General features: G+C 45.8%; 22 protein-coding genes and 1 pseudogene. 2 read left to right on the plus strand and 21 right to left on the minus strand.

The window, feature by feature from the left end:
- Positions 1–351 precede the first annotated feature (351 nt).
- The gene (locus BXP28_RS08450) at positions 352–903 is read right to left on the minus strand and encodes a DinB family protein (protein ID WP_036654810.1); all 552 of its coding nucleotides are present in this window, start codon (positions 901–903) and stop codon (positions 352–354) included.
- Positions 904–949: 46 nt separating this feature from the next.
- Complete coding sequence (locus BXP28_RS08455; protein ID WP_036654811.1) at positions 950–1,678, minus strand: hypothetical protein; 729 nt, start codon at positions 1,676–1,678, stop codon at positions 950–952.
- A gap of 273 nt (positions 1,679–1,951) precedes the next feature.
- On the opposite strand from BXP28_RS08455, the gene BXP28_RS08460 reads away from it, so the two are divergent.
- Positions 1,952–2,218, plus strand: a complete 267-nt coding sequence (locus tag BXP28_RS08460) for a hypothetical protein (protein ID WP_024094555.1) — start codon at positions 1,952–1,954, stop codon at positions 2,216–2,218.
- A 53-nt stretch (positions 2,219–2,271) separates the two neighbouring features.
- Here BXP28_RS08460 and BXP28_RS08465 read toward each other — a convergent pair whose 3' ends face one another.
- Both BXP28_RS08465 and BXP28_RS08470 read right to left on the minus strand, forming a co-directional pair.
- Positions 2,272–2,808, minus strand: a complete 537-nt coding sequence (locus tag BXP28_RS08465) for a GNAT family N-acetyltransferase (RefSeq protein ID WP_023483654.1) — start codon at positions 2,806–2,808, stop codon at positions 2,272–2,274.
- A 91-nt stretch (positions 2,809–2,899) separates the two neighbouring features.
- Positions 2,900–4,264 carry a class I SAM-dependent rRNA methyltransferase gene (locus tag BXP28_RS08470; RefSeq protein WP_023483653.1) on the minus strand — a complete coding sequence of 455 codons (1,365 nt, stop codon included), beginning with the start codon at positions 4,262–4,264 and terminating at the stop codon, positions 2,900–2,902.
- 129 nt (positions 4,265–4,393) lie between these two features.
- Between BXP28_RS08470 and BXP28_RS08475 the strand changes: the two genes are divergently transcribed.
- Entirely contained in the window at positions 4,394–5,452 is a 1,059-nt protein-coding gene (locus tag BXP28_RS08475; protein WP_024094556.1) for a Na/Pi cotransporter family protein, read from the plus strand.
- A gap of 11 nt (positions 5,453–5,463) precedes the next feature.
- Here the strand turns inward: BXP28_RS08475 and BXP28_RS08480 are convergent, their stop codons facing one another.
- The 17 genes and pseudogenes from BXP28_RS08480 to spoIIP all read right to left on the minus strand — a co-directional run bounded on the left by BXP28_RS08480 (position 5,464) and on the right by spoIIP (position 21,750).
- Positions 5,464–5,889, minus strand: a complete 426-nt coding sequence (locus tag BXP28_RS08480; RefSeq protein ID WP_036656879.1) for an NUDIX hydrolase — start codon at positions 5,887–5,889, stop codon at positions 5,464–5,466.
- Positions 5,890–6,036: 147 nt separating this feature from the next.
- Positions 6,037–7,386, minus strand: coding sequence for a tRNA (N(6)-L-threonylcarbamoyladenosine(37)-C(2))-methylthiotransferase MtaB (gene mtaB / locus BXP28_RS08485; protein WP_036654813.1), 1,350 nt, complete (start codon positions 7,384–7,386; stop codon positions 6,037–6,039).
- Positions 7,387–7,388: 2 nt separating this feature from the next.
- A complete protein-coding gene (locus BXP28_RS08490) occupies positions 7,389–8,156 on the minus strand; it encodes a 16S rRNA (uracil(1498)-N(3))-methyltransferase (RefSeq protein ID WP_024094559.1) in 768 nt (255 codons plus the stop codon).
- A 167-nt stretch (positions 8,157–8,323) separates the two neighbouring features.
- Positions 8,324–9,001, minus strand: a complete 678-nt coding sequence (locus BXP28_RS08495) for a site-2 protease family protein (RefSeq protein ID WP_023483648.1) — start codon at positions 8,999–9,001, stop codon at positions 8,324–8,326.
- Between the two features lie 8 nt (positions 9,002–9,009).
- Entirely contained in the window at positions 9,010–9,978 is a 969-nt protein-coding gene (gene prmA, locus BXP28_RS08500) for a 50S ribosomal protein L11 methyltransferase (protein WP_036654815.1), read from the minus strand.
- Between the two features lie 215 nt (positions 9,979–10,193).
- Positions 10,194–10,564: pseudogene (locus BXP28_RS08505) on the minus strand (hypothetical protein).
- 16 nt (positions 10,565–10,580) lie between these two features.
- Complete coding sequence (locus tag BXP28_RS08510; protein WP_024094561.1) at positions 10,581–10,721, minus strand: YfhD family protein; 141 nt, start codon at positions 10,719–10,721, stop codon at positions 10,581–10,583.
- Between the two features lie 150 nt (positions 10,722–10,871).
- Positions 10,872–11,993: a molecular chaperone DnaJ gene (gene dnaJ, locus BXP28_RS08515; protein ID WP_023483645.1), complete on the minus strand. Its 1,122-nt coding sequence runs from the start codon at positions 11,991–11,993 to the stop codon at positions 10,872–10,874.
- A gap of 155 nt (positions 11,994–12,148) precedes the next feature.
- On the minus strand, positions 12,149–14,002 hold the full coding sequence (gene dnaK, locus BXP28_RS08520) for a molecular chaperone DnaK (protein ID WP_036654816.1): 1,854 nt from the start codon (positions 14,000–14,002) through the stop codon (positions 12,149–12,151).
- Between the two features lie 56 nt (positions 14,003–14,058).
- Complete coding sequence (grpE, locus tag BXP28_RS08525; RefSeq protein ID WP_023483643.1) at positions 14,059–14,658, minus strand: nucleotide exchange factor GrpE; 600 nt, start codon at positions 14,656–14,658, stop codon at positions 14,059–14,061.
- A gap of 122 nt (positions 14,659–14,780) precedes the next feature.
- Positions 14,781–15,812: a heat-inducible transcriptional repressor HrcA gene (gene hrcA / locus BXP28_RS08530; protein ID WP_024094564.1), complete on the minus strand. Its 1,032-nt coding sequence runs from the start codon at positions 15,810–15,812 to the stop codon at positions 14,781–14,783.
- A gap of 43 nt (positions 15,813–15,855) precedes the next feature.
- The gene (locus BXP28_RS08535) at positions 15,856–16,296 is read right to left on the minus strand and encodes a GNAT family N-acetyltransferase (protein ID WP_023483641.1); all 441 of its coding nucleotides are present in this window, start codon (positions 16,294–16,296) and stop codon (positions 15,856–15,858) included.
- 95 nt (positions 16,297–16,391) lie between these two features.
- The gene (locus BXP28_RS08540) at positions 16,392–16,808 is read right to left on the minus strand and encodes an N-acetyltransferase (RefSeq protein WP_042119652.1); all 417 of its coding nucleotides are present in this window, start codon (positions 16,806–16,808) and stop codon (positions 16,392–16,394) included.
- A gap of 142 nt (positions 16,809–16,950) precedes the next feature.
- Complete coding sequence (hemW, locus tag BXP28_RS08545) at positions 16,951–18,102, minus strand: radical SAM family heme chaperone HemW (protein ID WP_023483639.1); 1,152 nt, start codon at positions 18,100–18,102, stop codon at positions 16,951–16,953.
- Between the two features lie 80 nt (positions 18,103–18,182).
- Positions 18,183–19,997: a translation elongation factor 4 gene (lepA, locus tag BXP28_RS08550; RefSeq protein ID WP_023483638.1), complete on the minus strand. Its 1,815-nt coding sequence runs from the start codon at positions 19,995–19,997 to the stop codon at positions 18,183–18,185.
- Between the two features lie 76 nt (positions 19,998–20,073).
- The gene (locus BXP28_RS08555) at positions 20,074–20,517 is read right to left on the minus strand and encodes a hypothetical protein (RefSeq protein WP_023483637.1); all 444 of its coding nucleotides are present in this window, start codon (positions 20,515–20,517) and stop codon (positions 20,074–20,076) included.
- Between the two features lie 36 nt (positions 20,518–20,553).
- On the minus strand, positions 20,554–21,750 hold the full coding sequence (spoIIP, locus tag BXP28_RS08560) for a stage II sporulation protein P (RefSeq protein WP_036656515.1): 1,197 nt from the start codon (positions 21,748–21,750) through the stop codon (positions 20,554–20,556).
- Between the last annotated feature and the right edge of the window lie 85 nt (positions 21,751–21,835).

The following is a 21,835-nucleotide window of genomic DNA, read 5'->3' on the forward strand; positions in this document are numbered from 1 at the left end:
AGTGCCCATACCTGTAATCCGAGAATATTCTGGCATTCATCATGAGGAGTACCCCCACCGTGCAGGAACGCAACGCTCGCCGGGAAAGCAGGCGTTTGGAATCTTGACGGAACATTCACGAAAGGAAGCCGTCTAAAAATCAGAAAAACAAGGAATCTATCTTACTAGAAAAGGAATCTACTGAACAAAGGGGATAATGAAGCTAAGGGCAAATAGAAGGATTGCCTTCCAAAACAGATATGGCCTTTTCACCGGCGGCCCCGTTTTATGCTTCAATAAGAATAGGGATGGAAAAGCTATACTTTGTTATCTTGCAAAAAAAGAACCGCCTAAGGTTAGGCGATCCGTTCTTTAAACGGCAAGAAGTCCGTTTACTTTGGCAATGCATTTGATCTGGTTCACATGGGCCCACTCATGAACAGCTGTGAAATGAATCCACTGGCACACATTCAAATCTACCCCAAGGGGATGCCGGTCTATGATAAAATTCGTCTGCCTGTCAGCCAGTTCTGGAAAAAAGGCCAATAAGTCATTCAAGCTCTCTGTTAACCGGTGCAACCCTTCCTCATAGTTCACCTGCCCTGTCGGGATTGTATTCGAAGGGGCCGTGATCTTACTGCCGATGATGCCGTTCTCCTTAAATAAAGGCATCACATCTATCAGCTTCTGATCTTCCTCTTCTGGGGGATACAGAGGGGCGTTTTTCAGCATATCTGCCACTTTATTGACTACGTAATTGTCGATGATGCCGATGTGTTCCACAATTTGTACCGGATTCCAGCCTTCCTTCTTTTCTGTGAGTGTTCTTTGATCCGGCGAAAATAAAGAAAGAGCATCCATTAATTTCTCCCGGTTAAATGACAGGAACGTCCCAAGTTGAGATAGCGTGATTATCGGGGTCATGGTTTCTCCTCCAATAAGTTGTCACAAAAAAGCTGTATGAAATAACTTAAGGATTAGTTAAACAACCTACAATAATACCGCCGTCTACCGCCAAATAAGCTCCATAACAAGATAAACACCCAGCACCTATTGTTCCAATACAAACTAAGCCGCAAGCTGCAGAAACTATAGCCAATAAACCTCTAGAAACACCAAATCTAGCTAAGCAATTGTTTACATCGTTAATATAGCCTGCATAAGCTATGTTAACTCCAAATATATTAGACACACTCTTTTCTGCTTCCTGTATTTCTTCAATTTTAGCTACATCAGTTGTATCTACTTTATCTCCATTTACATAACTTTCTAAATGGTAGCTATTATCCTTTTCTGTTACTATTAAATCATATCCTTTGTCTATGTTGAAATTAAAATCGATTGAAACAGTTAACGACGTAAATACCGCATATCCGGCATCAGACTTTGTCGGTATTTGAATAAAATACTGAGAACCATTGTATTCTTTCGCATTTGATTTTGAAAAATCTAAATAACCTAATGGAAAAATTGTCTTTAATGTACCATTATCAATATTAGTTTTAACTGTTTGCATCAGCTTAAGTTTGGTTTCATCATCCAATTCTTTAGATTTGAGTTGATATTCACTTACTTTTTGTTGAAATGCTTCTATATCCTTCAATTCATCTGCACTTACTTGATTGTTGTTCTCAGCAGACCATCCTGTTAAAACCAGTAATGTAATCAGCGAAAAAATAATGACTATCTTTCTGCACATGCTAAATACCTCCAATGTTATTTTTCTGGTTAAATAAACCATATAAGTAACTATATAACATTTAACTTGGAAATGGTCAATATATCAATTCATTCTAAAGGCAGGTCTATTTATCTACATCTTCTCAATTAAACGCTTACCTGTTGTTTTATGAAATGGAATCAGTGAGTACAAAAATTGAATTTCAGATGTACAGGTCTAATAATATATTGGCACCTTGAAAAAAAAACCTTTTATTGGTACAATTTTAATAAAAAGTAAGGAGGAAAATAAATGATCGCCCTAGTTTTATTTCTCATTGTCTTTTCTCTTCTTTATCCGGTTATGAAATGCACAAAATATCCCTCCACTAATGAAAAGCTGAATAATGCTGTAGCTATATTACCAACTTTAGCGGGTGCCGCCATTTTTTTTATTCCTTTGCATTACTTCGAACATTCAGATGCATGGCTGTTGTTTAAACAAATAGTCCCTTATTTTATGATCGCTTCTTCTCTTGCCCTGCTTCTGATTAATAAAAAGAGAATGGAAAACCATTAACGGGAAACATATAAAAACTACCCGGTAGAAATCCCCCGGGTAGTTTTTATATGTTAATTCTTCACATGAAAAATTTGAATAGGGCCATCCCAGCCTGGCGAATTCACTTCTTTATAATTTCCTTGGGCGAACCCGTGAATCACCTTGCGCCAGAACGTATGGGCAGGATTGTTATCCCCTTCTGCCCTGATTTCCCATGTTCCCTTGAACCTGCGGAAAAGCTGGCAGGCTGCCTCACGGCCGATTCCTTGTTTTCTCCATTTTTTCAATACAAAAAATTCGGCAATTGTATAGGTATCCTCACCCTGTTCCAAATAAACGGTATGATTGTTAATTAAGATAAAACCTGCCAGATTCCCGTTTACTTTCAGAAGCAGGGGCAGTCTTCTCTCTTCCATTTGGCCTTCTTCCGTCCAATAATGATCCAGATACGGGTAATCAAAATAACCATGTTGATCCGGATCGTCCCCTGAATAGTCAGTAGATTCATACTGATAGAGCTGCATCAGATTCCGGATAACGGATTTATCCGAGCTGCCAGCCTGTATAATTTCGATTTTGTTACCATTGATTTGTGTTTGGATATGCATTAGTTTGAACCTCCATAAAATGGCGCCGCATCAAGGTTGCATTATTTTGATCAAAAAACAAAAGGTATCTTCTGATTTCCTTTTTTTGTGATTATGTCCTGCTCCTCACTTCAAAAATGGCAAATTTCAGATAGTTACCTTCATCTACGCCAAGAATCCGCGGATGATCACTTCCGGCCGCACGGAATTCAACCAGGCGCAAAATTTTCCTGGCATCCGCAGCTGCAGCGTGAATTGTTTCCAGAAACAACTCCGGCTTCATATGGTAGGAACAACTGGCCGTTACCAGGTAGCCGCCTTCATTGACAAGCTTCATCCCATGCAGATTGATATCTTTGTATCCACGGCAGGCACTCTCTACGGCCCCCTTTGTTTTGGCAAAGGCCGGCGGATCCAGAATTACCACATCCCAGGTTCGCCCTCCGGAAAGAGGTACAGAAGTATCCACTTTCCGTTCAGAAGCTTCCGCACGTGCCTTACGCTGGTCCAGCCCGTGTACCTGTTCACGCAAATACTGGAACGCATCCGCCACGACGAACTCAACACGGTCTTCAAACCCGTTCAGGCCCACATTGGTTCTGGCACTTTGAATAGCGTGTTCGGAAATATCCAGACAAGTTACTTTCTTAGCCCCGTATTTGCAAGCGTTTAAGGTAAAACTTCCTGTATGGGAGAAGCATTCAAGTACGGTGGCACCGTCCCAATACGGGAACTGGACGATCTTCCCGTTCTTATTTACGGGCACTTCTTGCTCTTTCCCGTCCACCTCCATTTTACATAGCGCAATTCCGCTCCGGCCTCCCCATCCTTTCATGAGTGGCGCTATCGAGGCCCGGTTGTCCCGCTGATCAAAGAAGTAACCCGTTTTCTGTCCTTCCCAAATGTCTACTTCCAAATGTAGCCCGTTTTCAAGAATGCGTACGTGCCTAGGGCATTCACCGTATAAAACCCCTTTGCTCTGCTCCAGTTCCTCCAGTTCCCTGACAGGTACATCACTGCGTTCATAAATGCCGGACGGCCCTACAACCTGTACAAGAGCGTCCACGACGGATTTTTTGCGGATATCCATTCCCAGTGTCAAAAACTGCACGACAAGCACATCGGCAAACTTGTCAACAATTAATCCCGGAAGAAAATCCGCTTCCCCGTAAATGAGCCGATAAGAATCCGTACCGGGCAGAAACCTCCGGCGGTGTTCCATACACTGTCTGATCCGTTCGGTAAAGAAGGTGGTATCCATCTGTTCCAAAGGTTTATAGGAAACCACCCTTACTGTAATCCGTGAGGCCGGGTTGTAGTATCCGGACGCCAAGTACTGGCCTGAGTGAGAATGGATGGAAACAATATCTCCCGGAGCGGGCTCACCTTCTATCCGTTCAATCTCGCCGCTGAAAATCCAGGGATGCCCCTGCTCCAGGCGCTTTTTTCTTTTTTTATGTAAATAAACGGTTGCCACCAATTTTCCTCCTTAGCTATCTCTTCCACAATCTTATCTTAGCCTTCCGGCTTGTCATGCCTGTCTTCTTTATTTCATATATTTTAAAAACAGACCCATTGAACAAAAAGGAAAGGAGCCCTGCCAGCTTTGCTCACGACGATTATCCTTCCCATTCTTGCCGGCGTGTGCATATTTATGATAGGCATGAAGACAATGGAGCTCGCCCTGCAGCAATGGGCGGGTCCTTCCTTGTCACGCGTATTGCAAACCTTTACTAAAACCCCGGTATACGGACTTATTACCGGTATGGTTATGACTGCCCTGCTGCAAAGCAGCGGAGCGGTGACCGTACTTACGATCAGTATGGTCAATGCAGGTGTTATGAGCTTCGGCAGCACGCTCGGTATTATCCTTGGCACGAACATCGGAACCTGTCTGACTACCGAACTGCTCGGGCTGAACATCAGCAGCTACGGTGTACCGCTGCTGCTCGTTTCCAGTGCCGTCTGGATGGCAAGCTGGCTGGCCGGCCCTGTTCCCCGAACCACGGAGGCACCGGGCGGAAACCGCAAGCCTGCCTTAGCATGGCCCGATTCCGGGCTGCCGGTCCCCCGCCAGGCGGATCACTCCGGCAGCCGGAGCTGGATACGAAGCGTTCGCTTCGGGTCGCTTGCAGCTGCCGGATTTGCGATGGTGCTGATGGGTATCCGCATCATGCAAAACGTCGGTCCTGCCCTGCAGAACCAGGGGATGTTCACCTGGTTTATGGAGCATGCCGAGCAAAGCCTGATTTGGGGAGTTATGGCCGGAACGGTCATAACCGCCCTTATCCACAGCAGCACTGCCGTGATTGCCCTGGCCATGGGCCTGGCTGCCACAAGTACCGTTTCTCCGGAGCTCGGTATGGCGGTAATGCTCGGTGCCAATATAGGCACCTGTTCCACCGCATGGCTCGCAAGTCTTGGCGGTACCCGGGCAGGCTCTTTTGTAGCCTGGGCACATATAACGCTGAATCTGGGCGGGGCTTTACTGTTCTATCCTTTCCTTCGGGAACTTTATCAGTTCATTTCCTGGATGACGGACGACCCCTCCGCCCAGCTTGCCCGCTCCCAGACAGTCTTTAATATCGTCTGTTCCGTTCTTGCCCTACCGCTATGTTACTCCAAACGGCTCAAGACCCTCGGAGGGCCTGATTCGCACAAGTAGGATTGGAGTCTTCATACTTCAATCCCCAGCTTGTTCAAGGCCAGCCTCATTACAGCGTCATTATTGTCGTATCCTGCCTCCAGCTGCTTGCTCCAAGCTACCTGCGGCGTAAGCCATGATACACTTCCGATCTCTTCAATCTGGGCTTTCAGTATCCCTTTTTCCGCTTCTGCCAGGAAATAATGGACCTCTTTGTTTACAGTTATCTTGGAAGGCAGGACATATTCGTACGTAACCACCTGCAGTGGTTCCACCAGCCTCACCTGAATGCCGGTCTCTTCCCGTATTTCCCGGACGGCGGTCTGCCTGATGGTTTCTCCCGCTTCCCTCTTTCCCTTAGCAAGCGTCATCTTCCCAAAGCGGTCCTGGATCATCTGGATCCGAAGACCGTCCCCAGTATGAGTAAAGACAACGCCTCCTGCGGAAATTTCCTTCATCGTATTCTCCTCCTGATCAAACGGAATTTTTTCCTCATCCTGTTTGGGACGAAAGAAAAGAAACCATGCAACTCTCATGCATTACTTTTAAACAAAGGATTCCATTTCCTTCCCAAGGAAATGAAATCCTTTTTCTCCTTACATTTATTACAGGTTAACAGCCTTGGACGGTGACATCTCTTTCAATACTCTGACCAGCTGTCCGCGGCTTTCATTTATACCCGGTTCGGTCAATTTGACCCGGCATATCTGACCGATCAGTTGCTCGGAACCTTCAAATACAAGCTGAATGTAGTTGTCCGAATACCCCATTACAAGGCCGCTTCCTTCAGCCCCCTTATATTCGCGCTCGGGTATTACTTCCAGTGCCTGCCCTTCATGCTGTCTGGCGTAATCCAGCTGCATCCGTTCAGAGAGATCAATCAGCCTGTGAACACGGGCATTCTTGATTTCCTCATCAATCTGGTCTTCCATCCGTGCTGCCGGTGTACCGGTCCGCTTCGAATAAGGGAAGACATGCATTTCGGAATATTTCATTTGCTCCATAAAGCGGTAGCTATTCTCAAACATTTCTTCGGTTTCTCCCGGGAAACCGACAATCACATCGGTGGTGATGGCTACCCCCGGCATTGCCTTGTGAATCAGTTCTATTTTGCGCCCGTATTCTTCCGTTGTATACTTTCTGCGCATCCGCTTAAGTACACGGTCATCCCCTGCCTGAAGAGGGATGTGAAGATGGCGGCACATTTTGTCCGAGGCATTCAGCACTTCCAATACTTCGTCCGTTATTTGACTCGCCTCGATCGAACTGATGCGGATCCGTTCCAGCCCGTCCACCTTGTCCAAATCCCAGAGCAGCTTAGCCAGGCTGTAATCTTCCATATCCTCCCCGTAACCGCCAGTATGGATACCCGTCAGTACGATTTCTTTATAACCGGCATCCACCAGCATATGGGCTTGCTGCACCACACTTTTGGGGTCCCTGCTTCTCATCAGACCGCGGGACCACGGAATAATACAAAAAGTGCAAAAATTGTTGCAGCCCTCTTGAATTTTCAGAAATGCCCGGGTCCTGTCGGCAAAATCAGGCACGTCCAGTTCCTCGAACTGCCGTGTTTTCATTATGTTTCGTACCGCATTAATCGGCTGACGTTCTGATTCAATCTGCTTCACATAAGGAACGATCTTCTCCCGGTCCTGTGTACCGATTACTAGATCCACACCCGGAATCTCCATAATTTCGGCCGGAGAGGTCTGCGCGTAGCAGCCGGTCACGGCAATAATCGCATCCGGGTTGCGGCGTACCGCTCTGCGGATCATTTGCCGGCTCTTTTTATCGCCGGTATTGGTTACTGTGCATGTATTAATGACATATACATCCGCTGTTTTTTCAAAATCGGTTTGTTCATATCCTTCTGCTTTAAACAGCTGCCAGATAGCTTCCGTATCATAGAAGTTCACTTTGCAGCCAAGTGTATGAAACGCCACTGTTGGCATCTTTATTTTCCTCCTATCTCACCTGTCTCGTATAAAATGCAAGTTAGCCCTACCATGGCTGCCGTTTCTGTACGGAGAATCCGTGTGCCAAGCCCAATGGACCGGCATCCTGACTCTTCCGCCTGCTCTATTTCTTTTTCCGTGAATCCGCCCTCCGGCCCAACTATCAGCATGATCCGAACCGGTTTATCGTCGTTCCTCTTAAGAGCATCCGCCTGAAAAAGCGCGTCCCTGATTTGAAGGCTATCCTCTTTCTCGTAACAGATCCAGGCTGCGTCCATACGGGCCGCTTGTTCCAGAATCTGTTTCCATGAATGTACCCCTTCAACTACCGGAATCCGGTTGCGGTGAGCCTGTTCGGCCGCCTCTTTGGCGATCTTTTGCCAGCGCTGGGTGCGTTTCGTTTCCTTCTTGGCATCATATTGGACCACGGTACGCTCTGAAACAAAAGGAAGAAACCGGGCTGCCCCGATTTCCGTTCCTTTTTGGATGACAGTTTCCATCTTATCCGCTTTTGGCAGGCTCTGTGCAACCCATACTTGTATTCGCGGTTCAGCCGTCATCGGCCTCTCTTCTATAATAGCTGCGGTAACAACAGCTTTGTCCACTTCGGTAATTTGGGCAAGTGCTTCACGGCTTAGTCCATCGCTGACGATGATCTTGTTCCCAGCCTGCGCTCTCATTACCCGGACTAAATGATGTGCATCGTCGCCTTCAATACGGACAGACGTGCTCCCAAACTGCTCTTTAGGTATAAAGTAACGCTGCATGTGCACCTCTACTTTCTACTGTTTCGGGTGAAAATCATGCACCTTTCATCATACAGTGTTTAAAATTGAAAATCTACACACATTCCATTATTTTACAAAAAAGCGGGCAGAAACAACTTCTTCGTCCTGTTCCGAATGATATTGCTTCACACCCTAACAATCATTTCTCAGAAAAACAGCTTATTGGCTATGATGACGAACTGCTGAATAATGGGCGTAGACAGACCGAGAATTGGCCCGATTGTGATCTTATATAATGGGGGGATAAAAACAAGAACCAAAATAATATAAAATCCCCAATGCTCTACCTTTTGCAGCTCCATCCTGGCGCGGAGCGGGAGCAGATCCTCCAAAATCCGGTATCCGTCAAGCGGAGGAAGCGGAATCAGGTTTAACACAAACAAGAGAACGTTCATCATGATGAAATACTGCAGGAATACGTGTAAAGCTGTTGCAGCCCCGCTGGACCATCCGTCCGTCCAGCCGTATTTAATGGAAGCCGCATAAATCACAGCGCCGAGAAACCCCAAAACAAAATTGCTGAACGGGCCCACAAAACTTACAATGATCCCCATCAGCCTGGGCTGCTTAAAATTGCTCCGGTTAATCATGACCGGTCTGGCCCAACCGATTCCGGCAATCACAAACAACAGCATTCCCAGCAAACTGATATGGGAAACGGGATTCAGTGTGACCCTTCCCATTTCCTTAGGCGTAGAATCACCGAATTTGTATGCAAAAAACGCATGTGAAAATTCATGCACAGTCAGTGCAATAATCAGGACCAGCACAATAAAAGGAAGCTGATCAATCGGAAATCTGAATATACTTTCTAAAGAGGACATGTATTCACCTACATCTTTCTGGCAACGAGAGCTACCCAATCTTCTTCTGTATGTATTTCTACGATTTCAAAGCCTGCCCGTTTCAAAGCATCTTCCACCACGGCTTGTTTGGCTCTGATCACACCGGAGACAATATACAGCCCCCCTGGTTCGAGTACCTGATAAACATCTTCCACAAAAAGCAGAATAATCTCTGCCAAAATGTTCGCTACTACAATTTGTACGGGCATTTTTACATTCAGCTCATCCCGCTTCTCCGAATGTTCAAGTATCCCCAGCAAATCGCTTTGTCTGACCATGATACGGGACTGCATACCATTTAATTTACTATTCTCCCCCGCACTTTTTACGGCCACCGGGTCGAGATCGATCGCGAGAACATGTTCTGCGCCGAGTTTGGCTGCGGCTATTGACAAAATGCCTGATCCGGTTCCCACATCTATGACATCCTCTCCGCCCCGGACCACTTGTTCCAATATTTTCAGGCATAAAGATGTGGTTGCGTGCGTACCTGTACCAAATGCCATCCCCGGGTCCAATTCCAGAATGATCTCATCCGTAGACGGCTCATATTCTTCCCAGGTTGGCTTAATCGTTAAACGTTTTGTTACACGTATCGGCTTGAAATATTTTTTCCACTCGTTTGCCCAGCTCTCGTCATCTACTTGTCGGATAGAAAAAATGGGATTTCCCGTATCGATGCCAAAAGTACTGAGCCGCTCTACCGATTGCTTGAGTTCATCCATGATCCTATTGAAATCATGCCCCTCTGCAAAATACCCCTTTACTTCCGCACGGCCTTCCGGGATATCATTGAACGGTTTGTCGTACAGTACCCCGTACGTCGTATCCCGTTTTTTGTCCAGTGTGCCGGACTCCTCGATGGAAACTCCGCCGGCTCCAAGTTCGTGAAAAAAAGAAGAAATCATCTCCGTGGCTTCTTCTGTTGTATAAATGGTAATTTCATGCCAAAGCAACGTCCTGTCCTCCTTCAATTCTAAGGCATACATCCCTTTGAAAAGGAGGATACCTCAAAAAACATTCACTCCATATTCTACTATACTTTTTTGCTGCGTTACAACAGTTCTGCAGCAAGCGATGGCGGATAAAACCATCCCCCGCTCTATTATCTATAGAAAAAAGCTCTTATCCCTTTAGGGAAAAGAGCTTTCAGAAATAAACAAGCTTAATCTTATACTATTCCGCCGGAATCCCGGATGATTTGCAAGGCTTGTTCATGGATAGATTCATCCACAACGGCTGTGAGTAAAATGTCTTTCCCGTTGGGTCCGCCTTGTCCCCCATCACTCATCCCGCTTGCACTCGTATCCGCAGCAGCCATAATGGCAGAGCTGCGATTAGCGAAGTTGGCTCCCAGGGTCAGATTACCCAAGCTGCTGAAATTTCCCGTTATAGGGTTCATCACATCATCCACACCTACACCGGGATAGCGCCCGAACCGGTCAATTTGTACATCCTCTGCCCTTAAAGCATTTAACTTCGATGCTACTTCTTTAGCTTGCTCGGGGTATTGAAATAGGCCAGAATATTTTTCTCTGCCATCACTTTTTGTCCTCCTTTATTCTTGCCTATGGTCTGCCGCTTCCGCCCTTCTGACTGCAACAAGATCATCACGGTCCGCAAGCTCGGTGTTAAATTCCACATCCTCGTTTTTGGCAATAGGCAATTTATCGGACTGGTGCTGCTGTTCCTCAGTCATTATCTGATTCCTCCTATTTGGAAAATGTTGATAGATCATAGTGTGGCTTATCGTTTCAAAAAGTATGCGACCACAAAGAAACAAGGCTGCCTGAACATCCGTTGGATAGTTCAAGCAGCCTTGTTTCTTAGCATATTGTGTTAAGCATTGCTAGTCACCCAGAAACGCTTTCTTCATTCTTTCGAAAATGGTTTTCTGCTGCTCATGGGTATGTTCCCCATTCAATTTCCCAAATTCGCGAAGCAGCTCCTTTTGCTCTTCTTTCAGATTGGTCGGGGTAACAACCACCACTTTAACATGTTGGTCACCCTGACCATATCCGCGCAAGCGAGGAACTCCTTTTCCTTTTAAGCGGAAGTAGGTATCGGTTTGTGTGCCTGCCGGAATTTTGAGTTTTACCTTTTCAGTCAAGGTAGGAATCTCAATCTCATCCCCAAGGGCAGCCTGTGTGAAAGTCAACGGCACTTCACAATAAATGTCATCCCCTTCCCGCTCAAAGAAATCGTGCGGGTTTACCCGGATAACAACGTATAGATCACCAGGCGGTCCTCCGCGAAGACCTCCTTCTCCTTCGCCGGAAACCCTTAACTGGGCACCATCATCGACCCCGGCAGGAATTTTGATATGAATTTTACGCTTTTTGCGTACCTTTCCTGTTCCGGAACAAGTCGGGCACTTATCTTTGATAATCTGCCCCTGCCCATTACATGCCGAACAAGCTCTGCGGTTCACAATTCGCCCAAAAGGTGTATTCTGAACAACCTCCTGCTGACCGCTTCCATGACAGACGGAACACGTTTCCGGATGAGTACCGGGTTTAGCTCCCGTTCCGTGGCAGGTATCGCAGGATTCTGTGCGAGGAATTTGAATATCCGTTTCTTTGCCGAATACCGCTTCCTTAAACTCAATGGTCATAGTGTACTGCAAATCGCTTCCTCGCTGCGGGCCGTTAGGATTTCTTCGGGAAGAACCTCCACCGCCAAAAAACATATCAAAGATATCGCCGAAGCCACCAAAATCAGCTCCGCCGCCAAAACCGCCCATGCCCTGATTCGGATCTACATGTCCAAACTGGTCATACGTAGCCCTTTTCTGGTTATCACTAAGTACATCATAGGCTTCCTTCGCCTCTTTAAACTTCTCCTCAGCATCGGCAGCTTTGTTAACGTCGGGATGATACTGTTGGGCCAGCTTCCGATAGGCTTTTTTAATTTCCTCCTGGGAAGCATTCTTGCTGACACCCAGTACTTCATAATAATCTTTCTTGCTCAAATTTCCACCCCCATATTTCCGAATGAGTGCTAATCTGTAAAAAACAACGGCCTATATTTGCTTTCTATTTGAACAAAGGGAAAGTCAAAGCCGGAGTATGCTCTAAATCCCCACGGCTTTGACTTTTGCGAATCAGCAAGTGTAATCGGCTTATCTTACTTTTTGTCTTTATCTTCGTCAACTACTTCGTAGTCGGCATCCACCACGTTGTCCGCTTTAGCTTTGCCTGCATCAGCATCGCCTTCCGCGCCTGCTTGTGTACCCTGCTGAGCTTGAGCCGCCTGCTCATATAATTTTACGGAAAGCTGTTGAACGACTTCAGTCAATTCCTCCGTAGCTTTTTTGATGTTATCAAGGTTATCGCTTTCCAGCGCTTGTTTTACTTTCTCCTTGGCAGCATTAGCCTTGTCGATCTCAGCCTGATCTACTTTGTCACCAAGATCCTTAATCGTTTTATCTACTGTATATACCAGTTGGTCCGCCTGGTTACGAACTTCTACCAGTTCTTTACGTTTACGGTCCTCTTCGGCATGGGATTCCGCATCTTTCATCATTTTATCAATTTCCTCGTCAGTTAAGCCGCTTGAGGAAGTGATGGTGATTTTCTGGCTCTTGCCGGTCCCTTTATCCAAAGCAGATACATTCACAATACCGTTGGCATCGATATCGAAGGTAACCTCGATTTGCGGAACTCCACGAGGAGCTGGCGGGATATCCCCTAACATAAAGCGGCCGAGCGTTTTATTATCTTTCGCCATAGCCCGCTCACCTTGTAGAACGTGAATTTCTACACTTGTTTGATTATCCGCATAAGTAGAGAAGATTTGAGATTTGCTTGTAGGGATCGTCGTATTGCGTTCGATCATTTTCGTGAATACGCCGCCTGCAGTTTCAATACCAAGAGAAAGCGGTGTTACGTCCAGAAGGACAACGTCTTTCACGTCTCCTGTCAGAACACCGGCCTGGACAGCTGCACCCAAGGCTACTACTTCATCAGGGTTTACCCCTTTATGCGGCTCTTTGCCCGTCAGCTTTTTGATAGCTTCCACAACCGCAGGAATACGGGTAGAACCGCCAACCAGAACGATTTTATCAATTTCATTAGCCGAAAGACCGGAATCGCTCAGCGCTTGACAGGTTGGCCCCAGCGTTCTTTCAACAAGACCTGCGGAAAGCTCCTCAAATTTGGCACGGGTAAGGTTGACCTCCAAGTGTTGAGGAACGCCATCCACAACCGTAATAAACGGCAGAGAGATTGCTGTAGTCAGCACACCGGAAAGTTCTTTCTTAGCTTTCTCGGCTGCATCTTTCAAACGCTGTACAGCTGCTTTATCTTTGCTCAGATCGATGCCCTGTTCTTTTTTGAACTCGGCAACCAGGTAGTCCATGATCACTTGGTCAAAGTCATCACCGCCGAGGTTATTATCCCCGCTTGTAGCTTTCACTTCGAAGAAGCCGTCTCCCAGTTCCAGGATAGATACGTCGAATGTACCGCCTCCAAGGTCATACACGAGAATGGTCTGGTCTTCAGCTTTCTCAAGTCCATAGGCAAGTGCCGCAGCCGTTGGCTCATTCACAATACGAAGCACTTCCAGACCAGCAATCTTTCCCGCATCTTTTGTTGCTTGACGCTGGCTATCATTGAAGTAAGCCGGTACCGTGATAACTGCCTGGGTAACAGTTGTACCCAGATAAGCTTCAGCATCGGCTTTCAGTTTTTGAAGGATCATTGCAGAAATTTCTTGTGGAGAATATTCTTTGCCATCAATCACTTCTTTATGGTTTGTTCCCATATGACGTTTTACAGAAATGACGGTACGTTCCGGATTGGTGATCGCTTGACGTTTTGCAGTTTCACCTACAACGCGCTCCCCGTCTTTTTTAAATCCTACAACGGATGGGGTTGTACGGTTCCCTTCCGCATTCGGAATAACAACTGCTTCGCCGCCTTCCATCACGGCAACGCAAGAGTTTGTTGTTCCTAAGTCAATACCAATTACTTTGCTCATAGTAGTTAGGATGCCTCCTTGTAGTTAAAATTTCTTATTTCGTAATAGAGTCAGACTTAGCCGCTCACTTTGACCATGGAAGGACGGATGACTTTGTCCTTGAGCATGTAGCCCTTTTGGACTTCCTCAACAATAATGCCTTCTTCATGGTCCTCGGATTCAACCTGCATGATCGCCTGATGGAATTCAGGATTAAACAGTTCCCCGACAGCTTCAATAGGCGACAGGCCCTCCTGGGTAAGTACCTGATCCAATTGGCGGTAGACCATCTCGATTCCTTTGGCTAAAGCATCAAAATCCTTGGTATCTTTGCTGGACTGCAGTGCTCTATCAAAATTATCAATCACCGGCAGAAGAGATTCGATCAGTTTTATAGAAGCATACTTCGCAAAATCTTCTTTCTCCAGTCTGGACCGGCGGCGGAAATTGTCAAAGTCAGCCTGCACACGCAGATATCTCTCTTGGTGTTCCTTTACTTGTTCACGCAGTTCTTCTAACTCTTTAACGCATGCATTTTCTTCAGAATCTGGGCTTTCAGAAACGGACTCTGCAGCATCATTTTTAGGTTCTTCTACCTGTGTGTCTGTAGTCTGTTCCTGCTTCTCATATACAGGTTCTTGTGCGGATTCATTATCTTTTTGATGTCCGTTAGTCAACTGCTATTCACCTCCTTGATATACTTTCCTGCCGTGCAGGAATAAGAGACGCCGTATCATCACGAATAATGGCGTCTCCCTGGCTCTTGCCAGCTTATTATCATTTAACCTGCATCATGCAGTCATAAATGTTCATACCATTTGGTAAGCTCTAAAGCCATATTTTTGGAAATATGATCAAGGAGCCGGATAACTTTGGCATATTCCATTCGGGTAGGCCCCAAAATACCGATAGTTCCCAGCATCTGGTCGCCAATCGAATATGAAGCTGTGATCAGACTGCAGTCATTCATGGCTTCTACACTGTTTTCGGCTCCGATTTTGATCTGGATGCCGCTTTGAGAAGGGGCCACCACCTGAAGTAAAATCCGTGTCTCTTCAAATAAATCCAGAATAGTCTTGACCTTATCCACATCTTTAAATTCAGGCTGCATCAGCATATTCGTGGCACCACTGACATAGATGCGGTTTGTTTCATCATTTTGCAAAACCCCTTCTATCATAGAAAGCCATTCTGTATACCCGGCGGTTACTTTGGCAAGCTCAGAAGAGACTTCGCTGTAAAGCTTTGACTTAAACTCAATCAAAGGTACATTTTTGAGTTTGTCGTTCAGCACATTGACAACTTTCTCAATATCACTAAAAGACATGCCTTCCGGAATAGTAACGGTTTTGTTTTCTACATGTCCGGTATTGGTTATCATAATAGCAACAGCAGTATGAATATTGATAGGAATAATTTGCAGGTGTTTCAGTGTACTGCTAAACACTTCCGGTCCCAATACAATAGAGGTGTAATTAGTTAATCCTGACAAAACGCCTGCCACATGCTGGATAACCGATTCCATCTCCTGGACTTTCCCTGCAAAAAACATTTTAACGACATCCAGTTCATGAGAACTTAAATTACCCTCGCGAACCAGATGGTCCACATAATATCTATATCCTTTATGAGAGGGAATGCGGCCCGCAGAAGTATGCGGCTGTTCCAGATATCCCATCTCTTCAAGGTCTGACATTTCATTTCGGATTGTTGCGGGACTATATGATACGTCGTCCCTTTTGGAAATGCTGCGGGATCCAATCGGTTCCGCGGAACGGATATAATCCTCAACAATAGCGCTCAAGATCATACGCTGACGTTCCGACAACATTCGAAAGTCCCCTCCTTTATCATGGTTGCTGTGTAGGGACAAGCTAATTTTGCCCTAGTTTCAGCCTAAAAAACACTTCTCCAATGCCGCCTTCATTCACACCGGCAATCAGCCCGCATTCTTCAAACCCTACCTTGCGGTGCCAAGCCTGTGGCTCCTCTTCGTTCACCTGCGATGAACTGTACAGATAAGAATGCCCCTGTTTAATCAACTGGCCGCAGGCAAACCGGACCAGTTCTGAGCCGATTCCACGGTTTCTGAAAACAGGGCTGATTTGAATCAGTCCCATATAAGGTACATTGGACCAGAGATGTTCCAGCCGCATATATCCCACAAGATTGCCGTTCCGTTCAGCCAGAATAATGTCCTTATTAGCGAGCTTATATTCCAGAAGCGATAAAGCCAGACCATCGTCCCATTCTGAACATACAGACAAGTCTCCAGGTCCTGCATAACGAATCAACGCCTGCTGTTTCTCTGTCAAGGAAATAACCCCTTACGTTGTTTTCGTTAGCACTCAACTTTAGTGAGTGCTAAACCATATAACAAAAATAACAGACCCTAAGGTCTGTTGTCAAGTCAATCCAGCTGCTTTAATACAGCTATTTCGTCACAGCAATGCTGTTTTTTGCAATGAATACAGTCAGTCCACACCTTCTCCGGAAAGATCTCCTTCGAAGCAATATAGAACCCGCTGCGCAAAAAGAAAGGTACTTCATAAGTAAGGGCCATAACTTTGGGGATTCGCTGCCTGGATGCTTCCTCCAGAAGGGATTCTACCAACCGGCGCCCAATTCCCCTGCCCTTCTTGTCATCGGCTACCCCCAAAGAGCGGATTTCCACAAGATCATCACCAAGCCGCATTAATGAGCCACAACCGATTACTTTATCCTCCTCCACAGCAACCACAAAGGTATCAAGCTGCTGAAGAAGGATTTTCCGGGATCTTGACAGCATGATACCTTTGTCTGCATAACTTTCTATCAATTCAAACATGGAATCTATATCTTTCTTTTCCGCTTTTCTGCAAGTAATCACGCTTTATCCCACCATTCGTCCGCATTCACTTTATTTCGTATAAATATACAACATTATGAATAAACGTACAAGATGGTTTTTCAACATGGCTGAATCATCTTTATATCCGGATAAAAGCGGCAAACACTTCATTTCCAAGAAAAAGCCCCTGTTTCGATAACCGATACCCTTTCTCGCTTTGTTCCAGGAGCCCTTTTTGCTCCAACTGCCGGATGGTCTGCCCAAAGCGCCCTTCCAGGTCAGTTCCGAACTGATTGTAAAAATCATCCCTGGACACGCCTTCCAGAAGTCTAAGTCCAACCATCATGAAATCTTCCATTGCTTCCTGTTCCGGGACAATCTCCTGAGATAGAATGGGACGGCCGCTTCGCGTCGCGTCAATATAAGGCTGAACACCTTTGATATTGATATGCCGCATTCTGTTCACATAGCCGTGGGCACCAGCCCCGATTCCATAATAGCTTTGATTGTGCCAATACATCTTATTGTGTCTGCTCTCATAGCCCGACTTGGCAAAATTGGAAATTTCGTAGTGAATAAATCCTTCTTCCGTTAATTTATCCATGATAAGCTGGAACATGGCCAGTTCCTCATTTTCACTTGGCAGAGGAAGCTGATCTTTATGATACAGGGTATGAAAAAGGGTATTTTCTTCCACTTTCAAGCTGTATATCGAATAATGGTGCAAATGCAGCTCCAATGCTTTTTTCAGAGTGTCTTCCATCATTTCTACTGTTTGATCCGGCAATCCGAACATAAGATCAATAGAGATATTAGCAAATCCCGCCTTATGGGCGTTTTCGATACTTCGGTATACATCATCCGTATTATGAATCCGGCCAATTTTCGTAAGCAGCCCGTTGTTAAAAGATTGCACACCGAAACTAAGCCGGTTAACTCCGCCACTATGCATCACTTGAAGCTTTTCCAGGTCAGTGGTTCCCGGATTAGCTTCCATGGAAAACTCGGTTTGCTCATCAATAGGAAAATAGGTATGAACCATTTCCAAGAATCGTTCCATCTGGTCCGGAAGCAATACGGTAGGCGTACCTCCACCGACAAAAACCGTTTCTATAGTACCAGGAGGATATTCAAGTACTGTCCGCTCCATTTCCCGCTCCATGGCATCCAGATAATCATGTACAGGTTGTCCTTTTAGGACAAAAGAATTGAAATCACAGTAATAGCATTTGTTTGTACAAAACGGAATGTGTATATAAACAGCTTTTGGTGCCGGATGCGTCTGGGCCATGGATGTTACGTCCTTTCTTTTCTTTTAACAAAAACAGGAGCTTATGTCGCTCCTGTTTAGCTGCTGATTGTTCTTCTTTATCAATCGTCTATTTTCAGAACCGCCATAAAGGCTTCCTGAGGTACCTCGACACTACCGACCTGCTTCATGCGCTTCTTCCCTTCTTTCTGCTTCTCAAGCAATTTCCTTTTCCGGGAAATATCACCGCCGTAGCACTTGGCAAGCACGTTTTTGCGCATCGCTTTTACGGTTTCGCGGGCCACTATTTTTTGACCGATTGCCGCCTGCACAGGAACCTCGAACATCTGGCGCGGAATAAGTTCTTTAAGCTTTTCGCACAGGATTTTCCCCCGGTGGTAAGCCCGGTCGCGATGGACAATGAAAGATAATGCATCCACTTGCTCCCCGTTCAGCAGAATATCCATCTTTACCAGATTGGATTTTTTATAGCCGGAAAGGTCGTAATCGAAGGAAGCATATCCTTTGGTACTTGATTTTAGCTGATCAAAGAAGTCATACACAATTTCGGAAAGCGGAATGTCATAGGTAAGCGTAACACGGTTAGTATCCAAATATTCCATATTTAAAAACTCCCCGCGTTTGCCTTGGCACAATTCCATAATAGCTCCGACAAAATCGTTCGGTACAATAATGGAAGCTTTCACATAAGGTTCTTCAATATATTCGATTTTTTGAGGGTCTGGCATATTCGAAGGATTATCGATTTCCAGTACCTCTCCGCTGGTCATAGTAACTTTGAAAACAACACTTGGAGCCGTTGTAATCAGCGGGATATTAAATTCCCGTTCGATTCTTTCCTGAATGATCTCCATATGGAGCAGCCCCAAAAATCCGCAGCGGAATCCAAACCCCAGAGCAGAGGATGTCTCAGGTTCATAACTAAGGGAAGCATCATTCAATTCCAGTTTTTGCAGGGCTTCCCGCAGATCATTGTAATCAGAGGTCTCAATCGGATATAAACCACAGAATACCATCGGGTTGATTTTGCGGTACCCCGGCAGCGGCTCAGGTGCAGGGTTTTTAGCTTCCGTAACGGTATCCCCCACACGGGTGTCTCCCACATTCTTGATACCCGCCACAATAAATCCTACATCTCCGACATTCAATTGGTCGATAATGGTCATTCTCGGCATAAAAGCGCCAACTTCGATGACTTCGAACGTTTTATCCGTTGCCATAAATTTTATTTTGGTACCGGCCTTGATCGCTCCATCCATTACCCGGACATAAACAATAACTCCTTTATACGGGTCATAGTGAGAGTCAAAGATCAACGCTTTTAAAGGTTTGTCCGGATCACCTTCGGGGGCCGGAACTTTTGTGCAAACCTGCTCCAAGATTTCTTTAATCCCGATACCGGCCTTTGCGGAAGCAAGAACCGCATCGCTTGCATCAAGACCGATAACATCTTCAATTTCCTGCTTGACCCGTTCAGGATCTGCACTCGGCAAGTCGATTTTATTAATCACAGGCAGTATCTCAAGATCATTATCCAGTGCCAGATAAACGTTAGCAAGCGTCTGTGCCTCAATTCCCTGGGCAGCATCTACAACAAGGAGAGCCCCTTCACAGGCAGCCAAGCTTCGGGATACTTCATACGTGAAATCGACATGTCCCGGCGTATCAATCAGATTCAGAATATATTCCTGGCCGTCATCGGCCTTGTAATTCAGGCGCACTGCCTGAAGCTTGATCGTAATTCCTCTTTCCCGCTCCAGATCCATCTGGTCCAGAACTTGCTGCTGCATTTCCCTAGAGGAAAGTGCTCCGGTATATTCCAGAATCCGGTCAGCGAGTGTGGACTTGCCATGGTCGATATGAGCGATAATGGAAAAGTTGCGAATTTGTTGTTGTCTTTCATGAATGTCCGTCATGCCTTACCCCCACTAAACATACAATACCATTTATTATATCAACAGGAAGGGATGTCATCAATTATTTTATCCGTTCTTATCGAAAGATCGAATCAAACAGGGATACAACGGAGCTTATTCCTTTCTGTGCCACATTTGTGAGCATATCGCCGATATGGTTTCCTACCTGGTTCATACCGCCTGTCTTTTTACCTTCCAGAGGGGGTGAAGCTTTAGAACCGGCCGGGGTTTCCTTATCTTTTCCGGCTTCCTTACGGGGTGTTCCTTTTTGGTCAAACTGACCATCCAGCAGGGCCCGAAGCACTTTTTTTCGTTCATCCTCCCTGATTTCTTCCTCAGTCATCCTGGGTTTTCCCTCTACCTCCGGCGGGGCGGACTTCACTGTATTGTCGGTACGCTTATCAGCTCTCACCGATGGTCCCTGAATTTCATTCATCCCCTTCGTAGCCAGTTCAATACCAAGAAAAATGCAGAAACATAATATCAGGCTGAAAATCAGTAAACGGTTATAGTGAATCATGCCTGCCCCTCCTTAATAGCATTGATCCGTCTTTCCTTACGAACCGCCGCTTACTTTTTCCGCATTCAAAATTACCTGTGAGATGGCTTCACTTAAATACGATGCTGTCCTGTAGGATTCTTCCAGTGTATTGTAGGGTCCGCCTATCTCGATAAGAATGCTGTTGGGAGAAAAGTTTTGATTATAAATACCATTAGAATTTGTCTCCGTTTTGGCATGGATACCTTTGGAGATGCCCGGGTACTTTTTATCCAGAGCCTGGTGAATCTGAGAGGCAAACTGTTCATTCGCCTTCCATTTCGGATTTTTTCCTCCGATAATAAAATACACCTGTGCATAATCCTTACCGTCTATCGTTACCGTTGTTTTATCCCTGGGCTGGGAATCCCGGTGGATGTCAAAATAATAAGTTAAATCAGGATGAGCTGTGGCTGCCTCTTCAAGAGTCTTCAGGGAATATTTATAGGAAAACGGATACTTGAATCCTTTGACAACATTAGGATAAATTGTCTCGGAATGAATCGATCCTACCCCGTTTTTCTCAAGCTGTTCCGCAAGTTTTTTGCCTACCAGTGTAACGTTTATCTTGCTGTCATAGGCCTTATCGGGATTATCTATCCCCTTTAGTTCAGGTAAATAAGACTCATTGCTGTGCGTCTGATATACAAATGCCACATTCCTGGTGATTTTAGGAGGCTCCTGATTGGCGGCCGGTTCAGGCGTCGGAGCAGGTGTCGGTTCCAGAGTAGGTACGGGTTGAGCGGATGAATCCGGTTCCCCTTGTACCACATCTGAAGAAGGCATCAAATCGACAGGCGGGCTATTATCGGCAGCTTGTCCCTGATGAAGTACAATGGATTGGTCACCCCCAAGGCCGGGAAGCTCCTGGGAAAGGAAACTTTTGGGGTCTGCCGGGTTGATATTCGTTATAAACCGGAAAGCAAATCCCATAACATGACGCGGTGAAAATGTGTATTGATCTTCCTGATTTAAATGGGGAACCTCTAGTCCCAGCATATCCAAAAAAAACTCATTAGAAACAGAAGCGGCGAGACCTTTCATCGAATCGAGAGGAGTTGTAGCTATCTTGCTCTGCACCACACTGCCTGTCCCCAGAGCCAGGAACAGGCCCAAGGTAAAAAAGCTGAGGTATATACCGACTTTCGTAATCAGACTGGCTTCAAGCATCATTTTCCGTACTTTGCTCATGTTGATTACCGCAATTCTTTTCATCTCTTTTCCTCCTACAACGCTTGTGCCGTACAAGCAGGATGCAAAACATAACGCCCCGTCTTTCATCTATTACACTCTATGAAAA

Origin of the sequence: Paenibacillus larvae subsp. larvae (assembly GCF_002003265.1) — a bacterium.
Taxonomy (GTDB): Bacteria; Bacillota; Bacilli; order Paenibacillales; family NBRC-103111; genus Paenibacillus_H; species Paenibacillus_H larvae.